At 58.8% G+C, this 17,607-nt stretch carries 13 protein-coding genes and 1 tRNA gene; 3 read left to right on the top strand and 11 right to left on the bottom strand.

All coding sequences use genetic code 11. The features are described from left to right. Positions 1 to 38: 38 nt before the first annotated feature. The 4 genes from frr to rpsB all read right to left on the bottom strand — a co-directional run bounded on the left by frr (position 39) and on the right by rpsB (position 3,500). Positions 39 to 599, bottom strand: coding sequence for a ribosome recycling factor (gene frr / locus G518_RS0130225; RefSeq protein ID WP_028605654.1), 561 nt, complete (start codon positions 597 to 599; stop codon positions 39 to 41). 103 nt (positions 600 to 702) lie between these two features. Continuing rightward, positions 703 to 1,425 carry a UMP kinase gene (pyrH, locus tag G518_RS0130220; RefSeq protein ID WP_028605653.1) on the bottom strand — a complete coding sequence of 241 codons (723 nt, stop codon included), beginning with the start codon at positions 1,423 to 1,425 and terminating at the stop codon, positions 703 to 705. A gap of 308 nt (positions 1,426 to 1,733) precedes the next feature. Further along, positions 1,734 to 2,624 carry a translation elongation factor Ts gene (tsf, locus tag G518_RS0130215; RefSeq protein ID WP_028605652.1) on the bottom strand — a complete coding sequence of 297 codons (891 nt, stop codon included), beginning with the start codon at positions 2,622 to 2,624 and terminating at the stop codon, positions 1,734 to 1,736. Between the two features lie 114 nt (positions 2,625 to 2,738). After that, positions 2,739 to 3,500 (bottom strand): 30S ribosomal protein S2, encoded by a 762-nt coding sequence (gene rpsB, locus G518_RS0130210; protein WP_028605651.1) that lies wholly within the window; start codon positions 3,498 to 3,500, stop codon positions 2,739 to 2,741. Between the two features lie 278 nt (positions 3,501 to 3,778). On the opposite strand from rpsB, the gene G518_RS0130205 reads away from it, so the two are divergent. Continuing rightward, complete coding sequence (locus G518_RS0130205) at positions 3,779 to 5,041, top strand: D-amino acid dehydrogenase (RefSeq protein WP_028605650.1); 1,263 nt, start codon at positions 3,779 to 3,781, stop codon at positions 5,039 to 5,041. Positions 5,042 to 5,130: 89 nt separating this feature from the next. Then, complete coding sequence (locus G518_RS0130200; protein WP_028605649.1) at positions 5,131 to 6,606, top strand: bifunctional ADP-dependent NAD(P)H-hydrate dehydratase/NAD(P)H-hydrate epimerase; 1,476 nt, start codon at positions 5,131 to 5,133, stop codon at positions 6,604 to 6,606. Positions 6,607 to 6,758: 152 nt separating this feature from the next. Here G518_RS0130200 and G518_RS0130195 read toward each other — a convergent pair whose 3' ends face one another. Both G518_RS0130195 and rnr read right to left on the bottom strand, forming a co-directional pair. Then, a complete protein-coding gene (locus G518_RS0130195; protein WP_028605648.1) occupies positions 6,759 to 7,520 on the bottom strand; it encodes an SDR family oxidoreductase in 762 nt (253 codons plus the stop codon). Positions 7,521 to 7,660: 140 nt separating this feature from the next. Next, the gene (gene rnr, locus G518_RS0130190) at positions 7,661 to 9,970 is read right to left on the bottom strand and encodes a ribonuclease R (RefSeq protein ID WP_028605647.1); all 2,310 of its coding nucleotides are present in this window, start codon (positions 9,968 to 9,970) and stop codon (positions 7,661 to 7,663) included. Positions 9,971 to 9,989: 19 nt separating this feature from the next. Between rnr and G518_RS0130185 the strand changes: the two genes are divergently transcribed. Continuing rightward, positions 9,990 to 10,074: transfer RNA gene (locus G518_RS0130185), tRNA-Leu, on the top strand. 265 nt (positions 10,075 to 10,339) lie between these two features. Here G518_RS0130185 and rimO read toward each other — a convergent pair. The 5 genes from rimO to G518_RS0130160 all read right to left on the bottom strand — a co-directional run bounded on the left by rimO (position 10,340) and on the right by G518_RS0130160 (position 17,561). Further along, positions 10,340 to 11,746, bottom strand: a complete 1,407-nt coding sequence (rimO, locus tag G518_RS0130180) for a 30S ribosomal protein S12 methylthiotransferase RimO (RefSeq protein WP_028605646.1) — start codon at positions 11,744 to 11,746, stop codon at positions 10,340 to 10,342. 102 nt (positions 11,747 to 11,848) lie between these two features. Next, on the bottom strand, positions 11,849 to 12,364 hold the full coding sequence (phaR, locus tag G518_RS0130175; RefSeq protein WP_084652400.1) for a polyhydroxyalkanoate synthesis repressor PhaR: 516 nt from the start codon (positions 12,362 to 12,364) through the stop codon (positions 11,849 to 11,851). Between the two features lie 460 nt (positions 12,365 to 12,824). Further along, the gene (locus tag G518_RS0130170) at positions 12,825 to 13,625 is read right to left on the bottom strand and encodes an enoyl-CoA hydratase-related protein (RefSeq protein WP_036596600.1); all 801 of its coding nucleotides are present in this window, start codon (positions 13,623 to 13,625) and stop codon (positions 12,825 to 12,827) included. Between the two features lie 187 nt (positions 13,626 to 13,812). Next, positions 13,813 to 15,711: a serine hydrolase domain-containing protein gene (locus tag G518_RS37700; protein ID WP_051237569.1), complete on the bottom strand. Its 1,899-nt coding sequence runs from the start codon at positions 15,709 to 15,711 to the stop codon at positions 13,813 to 13,815. Continuing rightward, entirely contained in the window at positions 15,708 to 17,561 is a 1,854-nt protein-coding gene (locus tag G518_RS0130160) for a serine hydrolase domain-containing protein (protein ID WP_051237568.1), read from the bottom strand. Before G518_RS0130160 ends, G518_RS37700 begins: the two co-directional genes overlap by 4 nt. Positions 17,562 to 17,607: the final 46 nt, after the last annotated feature.

The raw sequence follows: 17,607 nt of genomic DNA, 5'->3' as shown, positions 1-17,607 counted from the left end.
GTGGACATGAGGAATATGAAGGATTCTTTCACGCCTTTTTAGACAGCCAGGATGTCCTGTTCCTTGGCGACCACCAACGCATCAATTTCAGCAATGTGCCGGTCAGTGGCTTTCTGCACTTCGCCCTCTGCGCGCTTCTGATCGTCCTCGGAAGCTTCCTTGTCTTTCACAAGCTTCTTTACGGCCTCATTGGCATCGCGGCGGAGGTTGCGGATGGATACTTTGGCCGCTTCGCCTTCCTGACGCACGATCTTCGTCATTTCCTTGCGACGCTCTTCGCTCATCATGGGCATCGGCACACGAATCAGGTCGCCCATGCTCGCCGGGTTCAAACCCAGCTCGCTCTCGCGGATGGCTTTCTCGATCTTGGCGCCCATACCTTTTTCCCATGGCTGCACACTGATGGTGCGCGCATCGATCAAGGACACATTGGCTACCTGAGACAAAGGCACGTGGTTGCCGTAGTACTCCACGTGGATGGTGTCCAAGAGAGCGGGATTCGCACGGCCAGTGCGGATCTTGGTCAGGTTGTTCTTGAAGGCGGCAATGGATTGATCCATCTTGCCTTGCGTGGTTTGCTTGATGTCGGCAATTGTCATATGAGTTTCTCCATGCGGGATTATCGCCATGCGCTACAGCCGGCGCGAGAGCTCGGCAGCGGCCACGCCGCTGAAACGGCTGGGCGAACCCTGTTCGTAAGTTCTACACGTGCACCAAGGTGCCTTCGTCTCCACCCATCACCACGCTCTTGAGCGCGCCCGGTTTGAAAATCGAAAACACCTTGATCGGGAGTTTCTGGTCACGGCAAAGGGCAAACGCAGTGGCGTCCATGATGCCCAGGTTGCGGCTCATGGCTTCGTCGAAAGTCAGTGTCGCGTAACGCGTTGCTGTGGGGTCTTTATGGGGATCGGCGGTGTAAACACCATCCACCTTGGTAGCCTTTAGTACCAATTCTGCACCAATTTCCGCACCCCGCAGCGCTGCGGCGGTATCGGTTGTGAAGAAAGGATTGCCGGTACCCGCCGCAAACACCACTACTTTGCCCTCTTCCAGGTACTGCAGCGCCTTAGGCCGTACATATGGCTCAACCACCTGCTCGATTGCAATGGCGGACATGACACGGGCCGTGAGGCCATTCTTGTTCATGGCGTCCGCAAGCGCCAACGCGTTCATGACGGTGGCCAGCATACCCATGTAGTCTGCAGTCGCACGGTCCATTCCAACCGAGCCACCCGCCACTCCACGAAATATATTTCCACCGCCTATGACGACCGCCACCTGCACACCCATGTGCGTCACTTCAGCGATCTCACGCACGATGCGCTCGATGGTGGCTCGATTGATGCCGAACGCATCATCTCCCATCAACGCCTCACCTGAAAGCTTGAGCAAAATGCGCTTATGGGCGGGTTTGGCTTTGGTCATCGGCAGGCTCCGGGAAATGCAACGGTGCAGTAGTCTACTAGGGATGGATTCAAAAAGCTCTGAACCAGGCCGGCAAGAGGGTCCTCTGCGAAAAACAAGAGGGGGATCCGAATCAGGCGGCGCTGGCTGACGTCAGCAGAGCACTCCAACTCGCTTTAACTATCACGATAGCGAAAGCAGGAGTGGGAGTCAAAAAACCAGATGGCTGCGGCAGCAAGCCAATGACTTGCTGCCGCGGGGCAGGCTTCGCAAAGCCTGCGGGCTGCGCCCCTGACGAGAGGGGGACTGCGCTTCAGCGCCGCAGCGAGTTACGCTTTTTGTGCAGCGGCCACTTGTGCGGCAACTTCAGCGGCGAAATCGTCTTGCTTCTTCTCAATGCCCTCGCCCACCACGAAGAGCGTGAAGCCCTTGACAGTAGTAGCGCGCTCTTTGAGCATCTGCTCGACAGTTTGCTTGTCGTTCTTCACGAAGGGCTGATTGAGCAACGAGACCTCTTTGAGGTATTTCGCCACTGAGCCTTCGATCATTTTGGCAGCGATATCGGCAGGTTTTCCAGATTCCTGGGCCTTGGCGGTCGCCACACTGCGCTCTTTTTCGATCAATTCGACCGGCACATCGCTGCTGGCGAGCGACACTGGCTTCATGGCAGCCACGTGCATGGCAACGTCGCGTGCGGCAGTTTCATCACCTTCGAATTCGACCAGAACGCCAATGCGGGTTCCGTGCAGGTACGAGGCGAGCTTTCCGCCACCAGATTTGCGAACGAAACGGCGAAAGCTCATGTTTTCGCCAATTTTGCCGATCATGCCAACGCGCACGTCTTCAAGCGTAGGGCCAAATTCACCCAATGTGAAAGGCAGGGCACCCAGAGCGGCCACATCAGCCGGGTTGTGTGCAGCCACCAGATCGGCAGCGCCTTGCGCCAGCGCCAGGAAACTGTCGTTCTTGGTCACGAAATCGGTTTCGCAGTTGACTTCAACCACGGCGCCAGTGGTGCCATTGATCGAAGCGGTTACCACGCCTTCAGCGGTCACGCGGGAAGCGGCTTTGCCGGCTTTGGTGCCAAGCTTGACGCGCAACAGCTCTTCAGCCTTAACCATATCGCCTTCGGCTTCGGTCAGGGCTTTCTTGCACTCCATCATGGGCGCGTCGGTCTTGGCGCGCAGTTCGGCGACCATGCTTGCGGTAATTGCTGCCATCGGTTTGCTCCAGTCTTTCGGTAAGGCGCCGGCTCCATAAGACCGCCGACGCTAAAAATTTAACAAAACAAGAAAAAAGGGGCGCTATACGCCCCTGTTTCCGAACTCGTCAGATCAGGCGGCGGTGCCGTCCTCGACTTCGACGAACTCATCATCGCCTTCAGCGGTGGCAGCTACAGCCTTGACCACGTCATTGACGGCGTTGGCACGGCCTTCAAGAATGGCGTCAGCGATGCCACGAGCGTAGAGCGTCACAGCTTTGGAAGAGTCATCGTTACCTGGAATCACGTAGTCGATGCCTTCAGGCGAATGGTTGGTATCAACCACGCCAATCAGTGGGATACCCAATTTCTTCGCTTCGGAGACAGCAATCTTATGGAAGCCGACATCGATGATGAAAATGGCATCAGGCAGCGCGCCCATGTCTTGAATGCCACCAATATCACGCTCGAGCTTGGCCATTTCACGTGAGAACGTGAGCTGTTCTTTCTTGCTCATGCTTTCAAGACCGGCTTCCTGCTGTGCCTTCATGTCTTTCAGGCGCTTGATGGAAGTCTTCACGGTTTTGAAGTTGGTCAGCATGCCGCCCAACCAGCGCTGCTCGACGAAAGGCACGCCAGCACGGCGAGCTTCTTCGGCCACGATGTCACGGGCTTGGCGCTTGGTACCCACCATCAGGATCGTGCCGCGGTTGGCAGCCAACTGACGCGCAAACTTCTGCGCCTCCTGGAACATCGGCAACGATTTTTCCAGGTTGATGATGTGGATTTTGTTGCGATGACCGAAGATGAACGGAGCCATCTTGGGGTTCCAGAAGCGGGTTTGGTGACCGAAGTGGACACCGGCTTCCAGCATTTCACGCATAGTGACGGACATGAGAATTCCTTTAACAAAGGTTAGGTCTAAAATCCAGCCCGCTCATCGCCGCTTTCATCGGTAGCCTCGAATGGAGATCCGTTTGCGGAGATCCTTTGAGTAACCGGCGGCAACACCTTGTGGGGACTGGTTTGCGATTTGTCTTGCCAAGCGCCGCAATTTAAGCGGTGCATCAGCGAAACCCGTCGATTATAGCCTGCGCCCGCGCACCCCGAAACCCACCCCTTTCTGACGATCGCTGCAGGCGCGGCATCGCTCCACTCTTTGGCCTCGACTCCATGAACATCGCCATCCTCGGCGCCGGCATTATCGGCGTGACCACCGCATACGAGCTGGCTGCGGATGGGCATGCGGTCACGGTATTCGAACGGCACACCAGCATCGGTGAAGAGGCCAGCTTCGCCAATGCCGGAATTCTCTCAACTGGTTGCGTGGCCCCCTGGACAGCTCCTGGCATGGCAGGCAAGCTTGGCCGCCACATCCTGACCAGCAACGCCCCGCTCCGTATGGCGCGTCCCTTGCACGCCGCTGACCTCGGGTGGATGCGCCGCTGGCTCACGGCCTGCCGCTCTGGCAATTTTGCAGCCAACCAAAGCCGATTACTCCGATTGGCGATCTACAGCCAGCAGCGGATGCGCGAGGTTTCCGCCAGCATGGCCTACACCTTCGACCGCAGCGACGGACATATGGTGCTGCTGCGCAGCGAGAAAGACCGCCGGCAAATTCAGCCCGCCTTGATCGCATTGCGCGAGCTCGCCGTGCCATTCCACGAAATCAGCCCCAGTGAGGCACGCCAGTTGGAACCTGCGCTGCACCCGCATACGGATCTTGCGGGCGCCGTCTACTTTCCGCAGGACGAAGTTGCTAACTGCCGTCAATTTGCCATCATCTTGCGCGATGCAGCGGAGCAACTGGGCGCACGCTTCGAATTCAGTACAGCGGTCGCGAGCATCGACCCCACCCAGCCAGCAACGCTGCGGATCACGAACGCGGACTCACCGAGGCGTTTTGACGCCATAGTGCTCTGTGCGGGCGTGCAATCGGCCGCCCTGCTGGGGCCCCTGGGTATCCGCCTGCCGCTTCGCCCTGTATATGGCTATTCAGTCAGCGCCCATATCCCTGAGTCCATCAACGCCCCCCGCAGCGGCGTGACGGACGAACACTACAAAGTAGCCATCACCCGATTGGGGCAGCGCGTGCGCGTGGCGGGCGCCTCGGAAATCGGAGGCAGGCCAGGCCACATAGATGATGGTGCCATACGAAAGCTCTACAAGGTGCTGGCCGATTGGTTTCCCGCAGCCGGTCGCCTGTCCAAGGGCGTGCAGGTCTGGAAGGGCGCGAGCCCTGCCCTGCCCGATGGCCCGCCGGTACTCGGCTCCAGCGGAATCCCCGGCCTGTGGCTCAACCTGGGGCATGGCGCCAGCGGCTGGACCCTAGCCTGCGGATCGGCCAGGGTGCTAGCCGATCAGATCGGAGGGCGGGCGCCAGCCATCGACATCGAAGGTTTAGGGCTGGAGCGCATCATGGGACACGGCAAATAGTCTCGCCATTCCCGTCCGGGACCTAAGGGCGCATTCAAAGAAAGTCATTTTGAGGTGGACTGGAACGCCGGCGGTGCACAATGATCGCCATGCCGCGCCTGATCCACGCCCATGAGATGCACCCGCTGCATGACACCGCAGCTACCCGTCGCATAGAGCAAGCTGCTGCAGCCCAACTGCCTGCCCACACCCTGATGCAACGCGCTGGCTTGGCGGTAGCGCGGCTTGCACTCGCTCTAGCACCACATGCTCGCACCATTTGGGTTGCCTGCGGCCCCGGCAACAACGGGGGAGATGGGTTGGAGGCCGCGATGCACCTGCGCCGCTGGGGCCTCAACCCGGTGGTGACCTGGTTGGGCAATGCGGAAAGCACCCCGACAGACGCACGCGCCTCTTGGGTACGCGCGCGCGATGCCGGCGTGCACTTTGCCGAAGAGCCCCCAAAACTCGATGCGGATGACCTGTGTATCGACGCACTCCTGGGCATTGGCGCGGCGCGCCCAGCGCAGGGCCGTATGGCCGAATGGCTTGCCTGCATGGCTACTGGCCCCGCGCAGCGTTTGGCCGTGGATGCGCCGACCGGCCTGAATGTCGACACCGGCTCAGCCCATATCCCCTGGCACACAGATGCCGGCCCTCCACGCCACCACACCCTCAGCCTCCTCACACTGAAGCCCGGCCTCTTCACCATGCACGGGCGAGACGCCTGCGGCACGCTGTGGTTCGACGAACTGGGCATATCCCCCGCAGAAGCTCCAGTGGCGCTGCTCAATCCACCCGGGTCGCAAGCTACCCGCCCGCATGCCAGCCACAAAGGCACTTGGGGCGATGTGGCCGTGATCGGGGGTGAAAGTGACGCCTCTCACGGTATCTCCATGCGCGGCGCCGCCCTCCTCGCCGCTCGCTCCGCCCTGTCTGCTGGCGCCGGACGCGTCTACGTCAGCCTACTCGGTGATTTTGATCTGCTGGCGGACCCCACCGCCCCGGCCCTGATGTTCCGCCGCTTCGATGCGCTCGATCTTTCAGCGCTCACCTCGGTTTGTGGTTGCGGCGGTGGCGAAGCAGTGGTTAAGGTACTCCCCGCACTTCTGGCCGCAGCTCCCCGCCTGGTGTTGGATGCGGATGCCTTGAACGCCATTGCTCGCGACCCCGCCCTGCAAGCCAGCCTCGCAAACCGGAGCTCACACGGGCAAGCGACGGTCTTGACCCCTCACCCGCTGGAGGCTGCTCGCCTCTTGGCGTGCACCACGGCTGAAGTGCAGGCGGACCGCTTGGCATGTGCACGTGAATTAGCCCAGCGATTCCGCGCCACGGTAGTCCTGAAAGGCTCCGGCAGCGTCATTGCAGCGCCAGACCAACTCCCCTACATCAACCCCACCGGAAATGCTCGATTGGCCACCGCCGGTACAGGCGATGTCCTAGCCGGCATGATTGGCGCGCGTCTGGCAGCAGGAGTAGATGCGTTCAGCGCTGCTCGCACTGCCGTATGGCAACACGGACATTTTGCGGATGTATGGCCGTATGGCTTGCCTCTCACGGCGGAAAGATTGGCAACTCCGTCCTGAAAGGCCGGAAGCAGACTGCAGAAGAATAACGAAGAACATTCGTTGGGACCGCCGGGCCCTGCTCGGCATTCGACGTATCACTGCACGCCACCCGCAAGACAGGACACAGCGGGACGCCAAAGCTCCTGATTTGGAGTACAGATACGTTCCTGCTACCCTCGCCCCACGAACGGCATCTTGGTGGCCATCACCGTATGAAATAGCACGTTGGCCTGCAGGGGCAGATTGGCCATATAGACCACCGATTGGCCAACGATGGCAACATCCATGCGGGGCTCTTCCATCGTCTGGCCGTTGGCTTGCAAGATGCCGGCAGCCATAGGGCCAGTCATCTGCGTAGCGGCATTGCCAATGTCAATCTGGCCGACAGCGATGTCATGGGCGCGACCATCGAGTGAGGCGGCTTTCGTGAGCCCTGACACCGCGTGCTTGGTGGCCGAATAAGCGATGGAATGAGGACGAGGTGCATACGCTGCAATCGAGCCGTTGTTGATAATGCGGCCCCCACGAGGGGCCTGCACCTTCATGACCCGAAAAGCCGCCTGCAAACAATAGAACATACCGCTCAGATTGACATCCACCACTGAGCGCCACTGCTCCACAGTGAGATCCTCCAGCGGAACCGCAGGAGCGCCCGTACCGGCATTGTTGAAAAGCAAATCAACCCTGCCGAATGCTTGAACGGTAGATTCAAAGAGGTGTGCCACAGCGGCGGGGTCAGCCACATCCGTGGGCACGGCCAAGGCGCGCGCACCGGCTTGCGATTCGTCTATGGTTTGCTGGAGGACTTCTGCACGCCGGCCAGCCAACACAACTTGCCAGCCATCGGCCAGCAAAGCCAGTGCTGTTGCCTTACCTATGCCGGTGCCGGCTCCAGTGACGATGGCGGTTTTGAGTGAGGGGTGCTTGCTCATGGTTGACATTATTGATGCGGCCTTGTGAAGTTTAAATTTCGTTCGCCCTGCGAAGGGGCTAAGCCCTTCGAACCTCAGGGCAAACGGTTAATACATCACCGGGCCGGATCAATAGCTCAGGACCTGCGGCAAACCCGCGTTCAGCGCCTTGATTTTTTTTGTTTACCGCCCCTGGCTTGAGCAGCGGCTTTCTTCACAGATGCTTTTAGCGCCTGAATGGGCGAAGGATGGTGGCGTGCATTGGCAGCGGAGGAGTCAGCGCCTTCGCTTCTTTCATGGTCCCGGGGCTTGCGCGCACTGCGCTTGGTAGATGCTTTCGCGGACGTACCCCGCTCACCCGACTGCGGCACGCCTTTGTCTCGCATCGCACGGGAGGTGAGATCCTCCCCATCGTTCACCAGACGAAAATCGATCTTGCGACCGTCCAGATCGACCCGGCTGACCTGCACGCGAACTCGGGTGCCCACACCGTAGCGGATGCCCGTGCGTTCACCGCGCAGTTCCTGACGCACTTCATCGAAGCGGAAGTATTCGCCTCCCAGTTCAGTGATGTGTACCAGGCCCTCCACGTAGAGCTCATCCAGCGTCACGAACAGCCCGAAGCTCGTGGCAGCGCTCACCGCTCCCCCAAACTCTTCACCCAGGTGCTCGCGCATGTACTTGCACTTCAGCCAGGCTTCGACGTCACGGCTGGCCTCATCGGCACGGCGTTCGTTGGCACTGCAGTGCAAGCCCGCTGCTTCCCAGGCCAGCATCTCGGCAGATGCACGTTTAGGCGGTTCCGTGCTGCCGCGATTGCGGGATGCATTGTTCTTTTGCAAACGGCGGCTGAGCTTCTCGTGCGCCTCGCCAGGCGTCGGCAATTCCGGCAACTGATAGCGGCGTTTGCTCAAGATGGCCTTGATCACGCGATGCACCAGGAGATCGGGATAACGCCGGATCGGGCTGGTGAAGTGCGTGTAGGCTTCGTAGGCCAGGCCAAAATGGCCACTGTTGTGCGGCGAGTAGATGGCTTGGCTCATCGAGCGCAGCAGCATCATGTGGATTTGCGGCGCGTCGGGGCGCTCCTTTGTGGCTTCGGCTATGTGCTGAAACTCACTAGGCTTGGGTACATCACCGATGGTCAGGCCCAAGCCCAGCACCTTCAGGTAGCTGCGAAGGGTTTCCTGCTTTTCAGGAGTGGGGCCTTCGTGCACACGGAACAGGCCAGCGTGCTTGCCCTGCTCTATGAAATCTGCGCTGCATACGTTGGCAGCCAGCATGCATTCTTCGATCAGTTTGTGCGCATCGTTGCGGGTACGCGGCACGATTTTCTCAATGCGGCCGTTGTCATCACAGACGATCTGCGTTTCTGTAGTCTCGAAGTCCACCGCACCGCGCGCAGCGCGGCTCTTCAAGAGCGCGCGGAACACGTCATGCAGGTTGATCAGGTCCTGAACGCGCGCCTTGCGCTTGCTGGCCTCGGGCCCACGCGTATTGGCCAAAATCGCGGCCACTTCGGTATAGGTGAAGCGTGCATGGCTCCACATCACCGCGGGGTAAAACTGATAGGCATGCACTTCACCCTTGGCGGTGACAAGCATGTCACACACCATACAAAGGCGCTCTACCTCAGGGTTGAGAGAACACAAGCCATTGCTCAGCTTCTCAGGCAGCATGGGAATCACGCGGCGCGGAAAATACACACTGGTAGCGCGGTCGTAGGCATCGACATCCAGCGGATGACCGGTCTGCACATAGTGGCTCACATCAGCGATGGCGACCAACAAGCGCCAGCCTTTACCGCGCCCCACCTTGGCGGGTTCGCAATACACGGCATCGTCAAAATCGCGCGCATCCTCGCCATCGATGGTGACCAGCGCCACATCGGTCAGATCAACCCGGCCGCGCTTGTCTTCTGGGCGCACCTGATCCGGAAGCGACCTGGCCTCGCCGATAGCTGCATCAGAAAATTCATGTGGCACGCTGTACTTGCGCACGGCTATTTCGATTTCCATGCCGGGGTCATCCACTTCGCCCAGCACTTCCTTCACGCGGCCCACGGGCTGACCATAGAGCGCGGGGGGTTCGGTCAGTTCGACCACCACCACCTGGCCCGGCTTGGCTTGCCCGATGCCGCTCTTTGGAATCATCACGTCCTGGCCATAGCGCTTGTCTTCCGGCGCTACCAACCACAGGCCAGCTTCATTGAGCAAACGCCCAATGATGGGATGCGGTGGCCTCTCCACAATCTCTACAACACGCCCTTCGGGCCGGCCACGCCGATCCTGTCGTACCACCCGCACCTTGACGCGATCTCGATGCAGCACCGCTCGCATTTCATTGGGAGCTAGATAGATGTCTGGCTCCCCGTCGTCGCGGGTTACGAAACCATGGCCGTCACGGTGACCTTGCACCGTTCCTTCAATTTCATCCAACAAGCCGGATGGCTCAGTTTTTTTGATATACAATTGCGTTCTTTCCTGAAATGCCCAGGTGGCGGAATTGGTAGACGCACTAGTTTCAGGTACTAGCGGGTAACTCCGTGGAGGTTCGAGTCCTCTCCTGGGCACCAACGATTATGTTGGGTAATGACACTGGAAATCTGACATATGCAGATTTCCTCTTAAAAAAAGCCGCCTTCGGGTGGCTTTTTTGTTGCCTGCTTAATTTCACACTCTTCAGGAGGCTCAAGATTGCTTGCTTTTGCAAGGCAGCCTTGAATCCGGATGAGTGCAGCAGGCCTGAACATTCGCGAATCACTGCGAAGCAGCTTGGGCTCGCATGCTGTTCGCCCTCCCCGCCTGCAGAAAAGGCGCCAAAACGCCTCATCGTCAAACTCATATGGGCAGAGCCACCAGGTCATGCCCCTGGGTGCCCACAATGCGTGCCCGCGTGAACTCTCCCACCTTGAGCTGTTTGCTGATCTTCTCGGGTGGCAGCAATTGCACGATACCATCAATTTCCGGGGCGTCAGCGTAGCTTCGGCCCACACCTCCGCGCCGACCCAGCGCAGGTGCGGAATCCACCAACACCTGCATGGTGGCGCCCACTCGCTCGCGCAGCTTGGCGGTAGATACCTCTTCCGCCACTTTCATGAAACGCGCTCTCCGCTCTTCACGCAGCTCTGGTGGCAGCATGCCGGGTAGTGCGTTGGCGGTAGCGCCCTCCACGGGGGAATAGGCGAAGCATCCTGCACGGTCAATGCGCGCCTCGCGAACGAAATCCAGCAGATGTTCGAACTCCTGCTCCGTTTCACCCGGGAACCCGGCAATGAAGGTGGAGCGAATCACCAATTCCGGGCAAAGCTCGCGCCAGCGGGCAATACGTTCCAGGTTTTTCTCACCACTGGCTGGCCGTTTCATGCGGCGCAACACGTCCGGATGGCTGTGCTGCAGGGGTACATCCAGATAGGGAAGTACCTTGCCTTCGGCCATGAGCGGCACGATTTCATCGACACTGGGGTAGGGATAGACGTAGTGCAAGCGCACCCAGGCACCATGCGGCTCAGCCAGATCCGAAAGCGCCTGAACAAGCTCAAACATGCGCGTCTTCACCGGGCGACCATCCCAGAAGCCGGTGCGGTACTTCACATCCACGCCATAGGCAGAAGTGTCCTGGCTGATAACCAGCAACTCCTTCACGCCACCCTCGAACAAGGCTCGCGCCTCTTTCAGGACATCACCAATGGGCCGGCTGACCAGATCGCCGCGCATGGAGGGGATGATGCAGAAGGTACAGCGGTGATTACAGCCTTCGCTGATCTTCAGATAGGCATAGTGGCGCGGCGTGAGCTTCAAGCCCGCTTCGCCAAAAGCGCCTGGAATCAAGTCCAAAAATGGATCATGGGGTTTCGGGCAATGCAGATGCACTGCGTCCATCACCTCCTGTGTAGCGTGGGGGCCGGTCACGGCCAACACGGAAGGATGCAGCGATTTCACCAAATTGTGGGAGTCGCCATCAGCCGAATCGCTGCCAGGTACGGTTTTAGCGCCCAGGCAACCCGTGACAACCACTTTGCCGTTAACAGCAAGCGCTTCTCCGATGGTGTCCAGGCTCTCCTTAACGGCGTCATCGATGAAGCCGCAGGTGTTGACGATGACGAGATCAGCGCCTTCGAAGGTCTTGCTGGTTTGATAGCCTTCTGCTGAAAGCTGCGTCAGGATCAGCTCCGAATCAGTCAAGGCTTTGGGGCATCCTAGGCTAACGAAGCCTATACGCGGTGCCGGCGTGGAAATTTCACTCATGCCCTGATTGTCGCAGCCTAGCTGGCCTAGCGATAGAGAAACCGCTCCAATCGCCAACCGAAGACTTGCACAGCGCCTCTGACCGGTAACTCCGCAGGCTGCTCAGCGCTTCATTCCGAAAGCGGTCATAACTTGCTCGGTCTGCTTTTGCATCTGCTCCTGCATCTGCGCAAAAGCGCTCTTCGATTGCTCCAGATAGCTGCCCATCATGCCTTGCATGACCGGTGATTGCTCCGCGAGCTTGGCCTGAACTTCCATGAGAGACTGGATGTTCTTTTCCAGGTAGGTGCCCATGAACGCTTGCATGGAGTGGCCGTAGAAGCGAATGATGTTGGCAAGCACCGCTTCACTGAACATGGGCGCCCCGCCAGCCTCTTCTTCCAGAATGATCTGCAAAAGGATGCTGCGAGTGAGATCGTCCCCGCTCTTGGCATCGCGCACCACGAACGGCTCAGCGGCCATCACCAGCTTGCGCACCTCAGCCAACGTGATGTAGGAGGAGGTACGCGTATCGTACAAGCGACGGTTCGGATATTTCTTGATGATTCGCTGCTGCACGGCGTCGGCGGCGCCTGCGGCCTCGCCCGGCGCATCGGATGGCTTGGTACTTGATGTCATGAAGTCAAAAATCCCTTAAGCGATACTGCCTTGAAGCGTTTACGATCCCTGTAGAAAGGGCCCCTAAGTTCGAAAAGCCGAGGGTGCAAATCGAAATCCGCAGCGACACTTACTGGTATCGCGAGGACTTTCAACACGGCAGACGCGGATTTTCGAGCGCGGCCCGAAGGGTATGGCGATGCTAGGTGGCCCCGCAAGGAGATCGCAAACATGCTCTGAGACCCATTCTAGGATGAGGCGATCAGAGTTCGGGAGAAGGCTTTCCCTGAGTCACACCCACAAACCGCACACAAAAGGGTTTTTCTCGCGGGTGGTTCGCTACAGGAAAGAGCCATTCCGCGAGACGCATCGAGCGAGCACGGGGCGAGCTCGCAATCGAGCTACCACCGTCAAAAGGTGTGAAAAGCTCCCTCACACCAGACTCATCCACACATTTTGAGCGCCAGCCATCAAGACTGCTTCAGCGGCCCGTCCACACCGGTGGGCGCTTGCCGTTGAAGGCGGCAAGGCCTTCGCGTGCATCCTCAGTCTGGATCATGGCGGAGATATTGCTTTCTGTGAACGCCATCATTTCGTGGAACGACATCGCCTCTACCGCATGCATGGCGTACTTGCCACGGCGCACAGCCAGTGGCGAAACCGCCAAGACATCCGCCACGAGCGCCTCTACGGCGGTATCAAGTTCTGCCGCGGGCACCACCTTGTTCAGCAGCCCAAGAGAGAAGGCGGTTTTCGAATCTATAGGTTGGCCGGTAAGGCACATCTGATTTAGAAAACGCGGGGGGATCAGGTCACGCAAGATAGTGAGGATTTGCATGGGGAAAATGCCAATCTTGACTTCGGGCATACCGAAGCGCGCCTCCTCCACAGCGATCGCCATGTCGCAGAGGCCGAACAAGCCCAGCCCACCTGCCATGCAAACGCCATTGATACGCCCAATGATGGGCACCTGACAGTCGTGCACGGCGCGGGCCAAGTCGGCCAGCGGCAACTGCATGCGAGTGAAATCTGGTTTGAAGGGCGTATCTCCAGGCGTGAGGTCAGCGCCAGCGCAGAAGGCTTTGTCGCCGGCCCCGGTGAGCACAATGACACGCACGCTGCGATCGGCATTGGCTTCCCGCACAGCAGCACCTAGCCGCAGCAGAACATCGTCAGTCAATGCGTTGCGACGCTGCGGACGGTTCAAGGTGATGCGCATCACAGCGCCTTGACGCTCTACCAGCAAGTCATTCGCGGTATCTGTGGATGGGGTTGAACTCATGCAAATCTCCTCAATCGACGGTTTTAAAAAACTCCGGTGCCTTTGTCACGAGGCTTGCCTGGAACTCGTGTGACACCTTTGCCCCGGCAATAAGAACATGCTCGCGACTCTTACGGCGTCGCGCAAGCGTCATCGTGAGGCCGAGGAGCCCGTGACTGGGATGCACTTGCTCAGCAAGCTGGGCCGCCTACGGGGTATCGGATGGGTATCGCTCAAATATCACGCTGCCAAGATGCAGTTGCTCGGATTGCACCCCTTGGACATCCACCTTCACCATACTTATCTCGAACAAATCTCGCCCATTGACGCCGGGAATCTTGACCACCATGCCCGCCTGGTCATCGCTCGTGATGCGCAGCAGTTGATTCTCCAGGAGGAGGTATCCCGGCGCCGCATCCAGTTCAGCCATGCGCCAGACAATGGGAGAGAACAGTCTCGTCACCGATTCTGGAGAGTCATTGGCAAACCGCCATTCGCTAGGCAATCGGGCCTTCCAGGCAGCGGGCAATGGTGCACTCTCAGGCGGTAACCATTCCCCTATCGGTGATTCACCCCAGCTCAGGGCATTACCTGTGAGCTCCCGGCGGATAAGGTAGTGACGCTCTCCCACCGTCTGGAAACGGTAGTTCACCTGGGAATTCCCTTCTGCCCACCAGTTGCCATCGGTACGCGAGCGTAGCGGGCCATGTAACGCTGCCCAGGCTGAACCATCCCAACTGAGCAGAGCGATTGATCCGTCGAGCTCCGAAGTCACCTGCAAGGGCGGGGTGGAACTGGCATAAACCCCGGGGCGCGCCGCTGTGCCAGGAGCCGAGAGCGGTGTTGGCACCGCGACTGGTGGAATCACAGGGGCCAAAGGATTAGGCAAACCTGGAACCGCCCCGCGCTCCACAGCCGCCCTGAGGAGCAAACCTTCTGCAAGCTTGCCCGATTCGTAGTCGTGTCCGCTTCCGACAATCAACATCGCCATTCGAAGCTCTGGCAAAACAAAGAACTCGCTGGCAAAAAAGGTTGTGCCACCGTTCTTGCTCCAGGCGCGCACGCCTCCCGCGTTCATGCCCGCTTGTTGAACTGAATCCCATCCGAGGCCCCACTTCCAGGATTCAGCGGCGGGGTTGATCGCTGTACGCACGCTCTGATTGACAGCCATCTCCTGAATGGCTTCGGCCGAGACTATGCGTCTGCCTCGGTAAACGCCGTGATCGATCAACATCTGCCCAAATTTCAACATGTCCGCGGCGTTGGTGAAAATCCCGCCGGTCGCGAATGGCGTCGACATTTCCTGCGGCAGGCTCCGGCCCTTGAAGTACGGGTGCACATAGCTGCCTTCCGGGGATGGTTTCACCGGGTAACCAGCCGAGTGCATCTCAAGGGGGGTAAATATCTCCTGCTGAACGAACTCAGGGAATGTCCGGCCATCAATCGCTTCGACGAGGCGTTCCACTATGGTGAACCCATCGTTGCAATAAACGGCGAGTTCGCCTGGCTCATGCTTGAGGTGCGAACGTTCAAGAGCCTTCTGCGTATCTTCTGCATAGCCGAGGTACGGCGCGAATGTACCGTTATCCCGCATGTTGTTGCCAGGAAAACCTGAGCTGTGAGAAAGCAGGTGCCGCACAGTGATCCGTGTGAATTGCGGCGAGAGCATACGGAAGCTCGGAAGCAACTCGAACAGCGGTTGATCGAGTTTCAACTTTGAGCGATCTCGCAATATCAGCACGGCCAAGGTGGTCACCACCTTGGAAACAGAGCCAACGTTGAAGATCGTCTCCACCGTAGCGGGTACGCCTTTCTCGCGGTCGGCATACCCAAAAGCCTCGCGCCAAACTACACGGTCATCCGCGAACAAGGCTACGGAGATCGCCGTCGTGGCGGCGCCGGGCCTGGCCAGCGCCGCGCGAATACTCTCTCTGCCCCATTGGACCGCTTTTGAATCAGCCCAATCAGGAGGGGCAGGCGCCTTGTCATCGGAGCTACCGCCGCAGGCCTGCAACCAGGGTGCGGCCAAGCCCGCGAGAGGCAAGCCCAAACAAAGGCGGCGCGACACGCCCGAGCCTGCATTCGATTTCAAGTTTGAGTACGTCATGCCATCCGCTCAAATACAAAACCACCGCTTTGAAGCTGCTCCTTCCCGCCCTCGATGACTATTTTCCATTCAACCAGGTCGCGGCCGGCGTTGACCGGGATTTTCACGGTCATACCAGCCTCGTTGTCATTGATGACGCGGAGCAATTGGTCGTGGTCCCACATCAGGTAGCCCGGCATTTCGGATAGCGCATTGATCTCCCATGTGAGCGGGCCAAATTCTCGCAACACGGATGTATCGTTGGTGCAAATCCACTTGCTTCCCACCCGGTCTTGCCAGGCTTTCGGTAATGGAGTGTCCAGAGGCGGCAACCATTCCCCAAGTGGATTTTCGTTCCAATACAAGCCGCTGGAAGAAATCTCGCGCTGTACCAGATAGCGGCGCCCTTCAGTGAATGCAAAGCGGTAGCAGCGAGTCGACTCGGTGTCGGCCCACCAGTGGCCATCAGTTCGCGCACGCAAACCTGCTTGAACCAGTACCCAGCCGTCCTCACCTAATCTGCGCAGCGTCAGCGAACCATCGCTCCCAGCGAGCACTTGAAAAGGCGAGGTATGGCAGGCGTACACACCAGCCAGGTCTGTGCGATCAGGAGCGGGCGACAAAAGAGGCGGCACCTTGAGCTGCACCGCAGCAGGAACCTTCTGGATTTTCTTGCGTTCAACCGCAGTACGAAGCAACAAGCCTTCAGCCAGCAGCAGCGAGGCATAGTCGTGGCCATTTCCGTTCACCATCATGGCCATTCGAGCTCCAGGCAAAACGATGAATTCAGTCAGGAAAAAGGTAGTACCACCGTTCTTGGACCATGCATTCAGGCCTGCGGCTTCCATGCCCAGTTGTTTCACGGAGTCCCACCCCAGACCCACACGAACATTGGAAGGCGTGAGGTTGATGCGGGCGAGCGGGCCCTGATCGATACCCATGTCCCGAATGCCTTCCGCAGAAACGATCCGTTTTCCGTTGAAGACGCCTTGATCGATCAGCATGCGCGCGAGCTTCATCATGTCAGTAGGCGTGCTCACGACCCCGCCAGTAGCGAATGCTGCGGGCATTTCCTGTTGCAGGCGCCTTCCCTCGTAATGAGGGTGTACGAACGTACCTTCGGCAGCGGGTGTCAGCGCATAGCCGCTCAAACTCATTCCCAGAGGATCCAGAATTTCCTTCTGGATAAATTCGGGGTAGGAAAGCCCGGTGAGCTCGCGCACGAGCAACTCCACCATGGTGAAGCCATCATTGCAATAGACCGACAACTCACCCGGCTCATGCTTCAGGCGTGAATTGGCCAGCGCCCGCAAGGCATCTTGCGCGTAATCGAGCTTAGGCGTGAAGTTGAAGACATTGCGTGCGTTGGTGCCCGGAACTCCGCTGGCATGCGAGATCAAATGCCGTACCGTGATGCGATTGAATCCAGGAGAGAGCATGTGAAACGCGGGAAGCAACTGGGCCAAAGGCTGATCCAGGGTGAGCCTTCCGCGATCGCGCAAGATCATGACCGCTAACGCAGCGAAAATCTTGGCTACAGAACCAATGTTCACACGCATGTCTGGCGTGCTCTGAACCCCCTTCTCTCGATCCGCATAGCCAAAGGCTTCAGCCCACACCACACGGTCATCCACCATCAACGCAACAGACACTGCGGTCACATTGATGCCCGGGCGGTTTAATGCCGTGCGAACGGTATCGCGAAACCAGCGCACCGATTCCGGGTCTTCGCCAGGTTTGGAATCACTCCCCTCTCCACCGCACCCTGCCATGAAGGGGACTGCAGCGCTCGCGGCTAACCAGGTCAGGTAATCGCGTCGGCTCACGCCGGGAGTGGGAGCGCTCATCATGTCGTCAGCCGATATGGTCATGAAAAATTCCGTAGATAAATCACCACAACCCCGTCACACGTGCAGG

Origin of the sequence: Ottowia thiooxydans DSM 14619, from assembly GCF_000422885.1 — a bacterium.
GTDB classification, from domain to species: domain Bacteria; phylum Pseudomonadota; class Gammaproteobacteria; order Burkholderiales; family Burkholderiaceae_C; genus Ottowia; species Ottowia thiooxydans.
Note: the sequence above shows the minus strand (reverse complement) of the source record. Positions and strands in the feature narration are given on the sequence as shown.

Bases quoted from the DNA above. Each gene is read 5' to 3' on its own strand.
- G518_RS0130160 (WP_051237568.1), bottom strand. From the start codon at position 17,561: ATGACCATATCGGCTGACGACATGATGAGCGCTCCCACTCCCGGCGTG.
- G518_RS0130170 (WP_036596600.1), bottom strand. From the start codon at position 13,625: ATGAGTTCAACCCCATCCACAGATACCGCGAATGACTTGCTGGTAGAG.
- rpsB (WP_028605651.1), bottom strand. From the start codon at position 3,500: ATGTCCGTCACTATGCGTGAAATGCTGGAAGCCGGTGTCCACTTCGGT.
- G518_RS0130200 (WP_028605649.1), top strand. From the start codon at position 5,131: ATGCCGCGCCTGATCCACGCCCATGAGATGCACCCGCTGCATGACACC.
- rimO (WP_028605646.1), bottom strand. From the start codon at position 11,746: ATGAGTGAAATTTCCACGCCGGCACCGCGTATAGGCTTCGTTAGCCTA.
- tsf (WP_028605652.1), bottom strand. From the start codon at position 2,624: ATGGCAGCAATTACCGCAAGCATGGTCGCCGAACTGCGCGCCAAGACC.
- G518_RS0130195 (WP_028605648.1), bottom strand. From the start codon at position 7,520: ATGAGCAAGCACCCCTCACTCAAAACCGCCATCGTCACTGGAGCCGGC.
- phaR (WP_084652400.1), bottom strand. From the start codon at position 12,364: ATGACATCAAGTACCAAGCCATCCGATGCGCCGGGCGAGGCCGCAGGC.
- pyrH (WP_028605653.1), bottom strand. From the start codon at position 1,425: ATGACCAAAGCCAAACCCGCCCATAAGCGCATTTTGCTCAAGCTTTCA.
- frr (WP_028605654.1), bottom strand. From the start codon at position 599: ATGACAATTGCCGACATCAAGCAAACCACGCAAGGCAAGATGGATCAA.
- G518_RS37700 (WP_051237569.1), bottom strand. From the start codon at position 15,711: ATGACGTACTCAAACTTGAAATCGAATGCAGGCTCGGGCGTGTCGCGC.
- G518_RS0130205 (WP_028605650.1), top strand. From the start codon at position 3,779: ATGAACATCGCCATCCTCGGCGCCGGCATTATCGGCGTGACCACCGCA.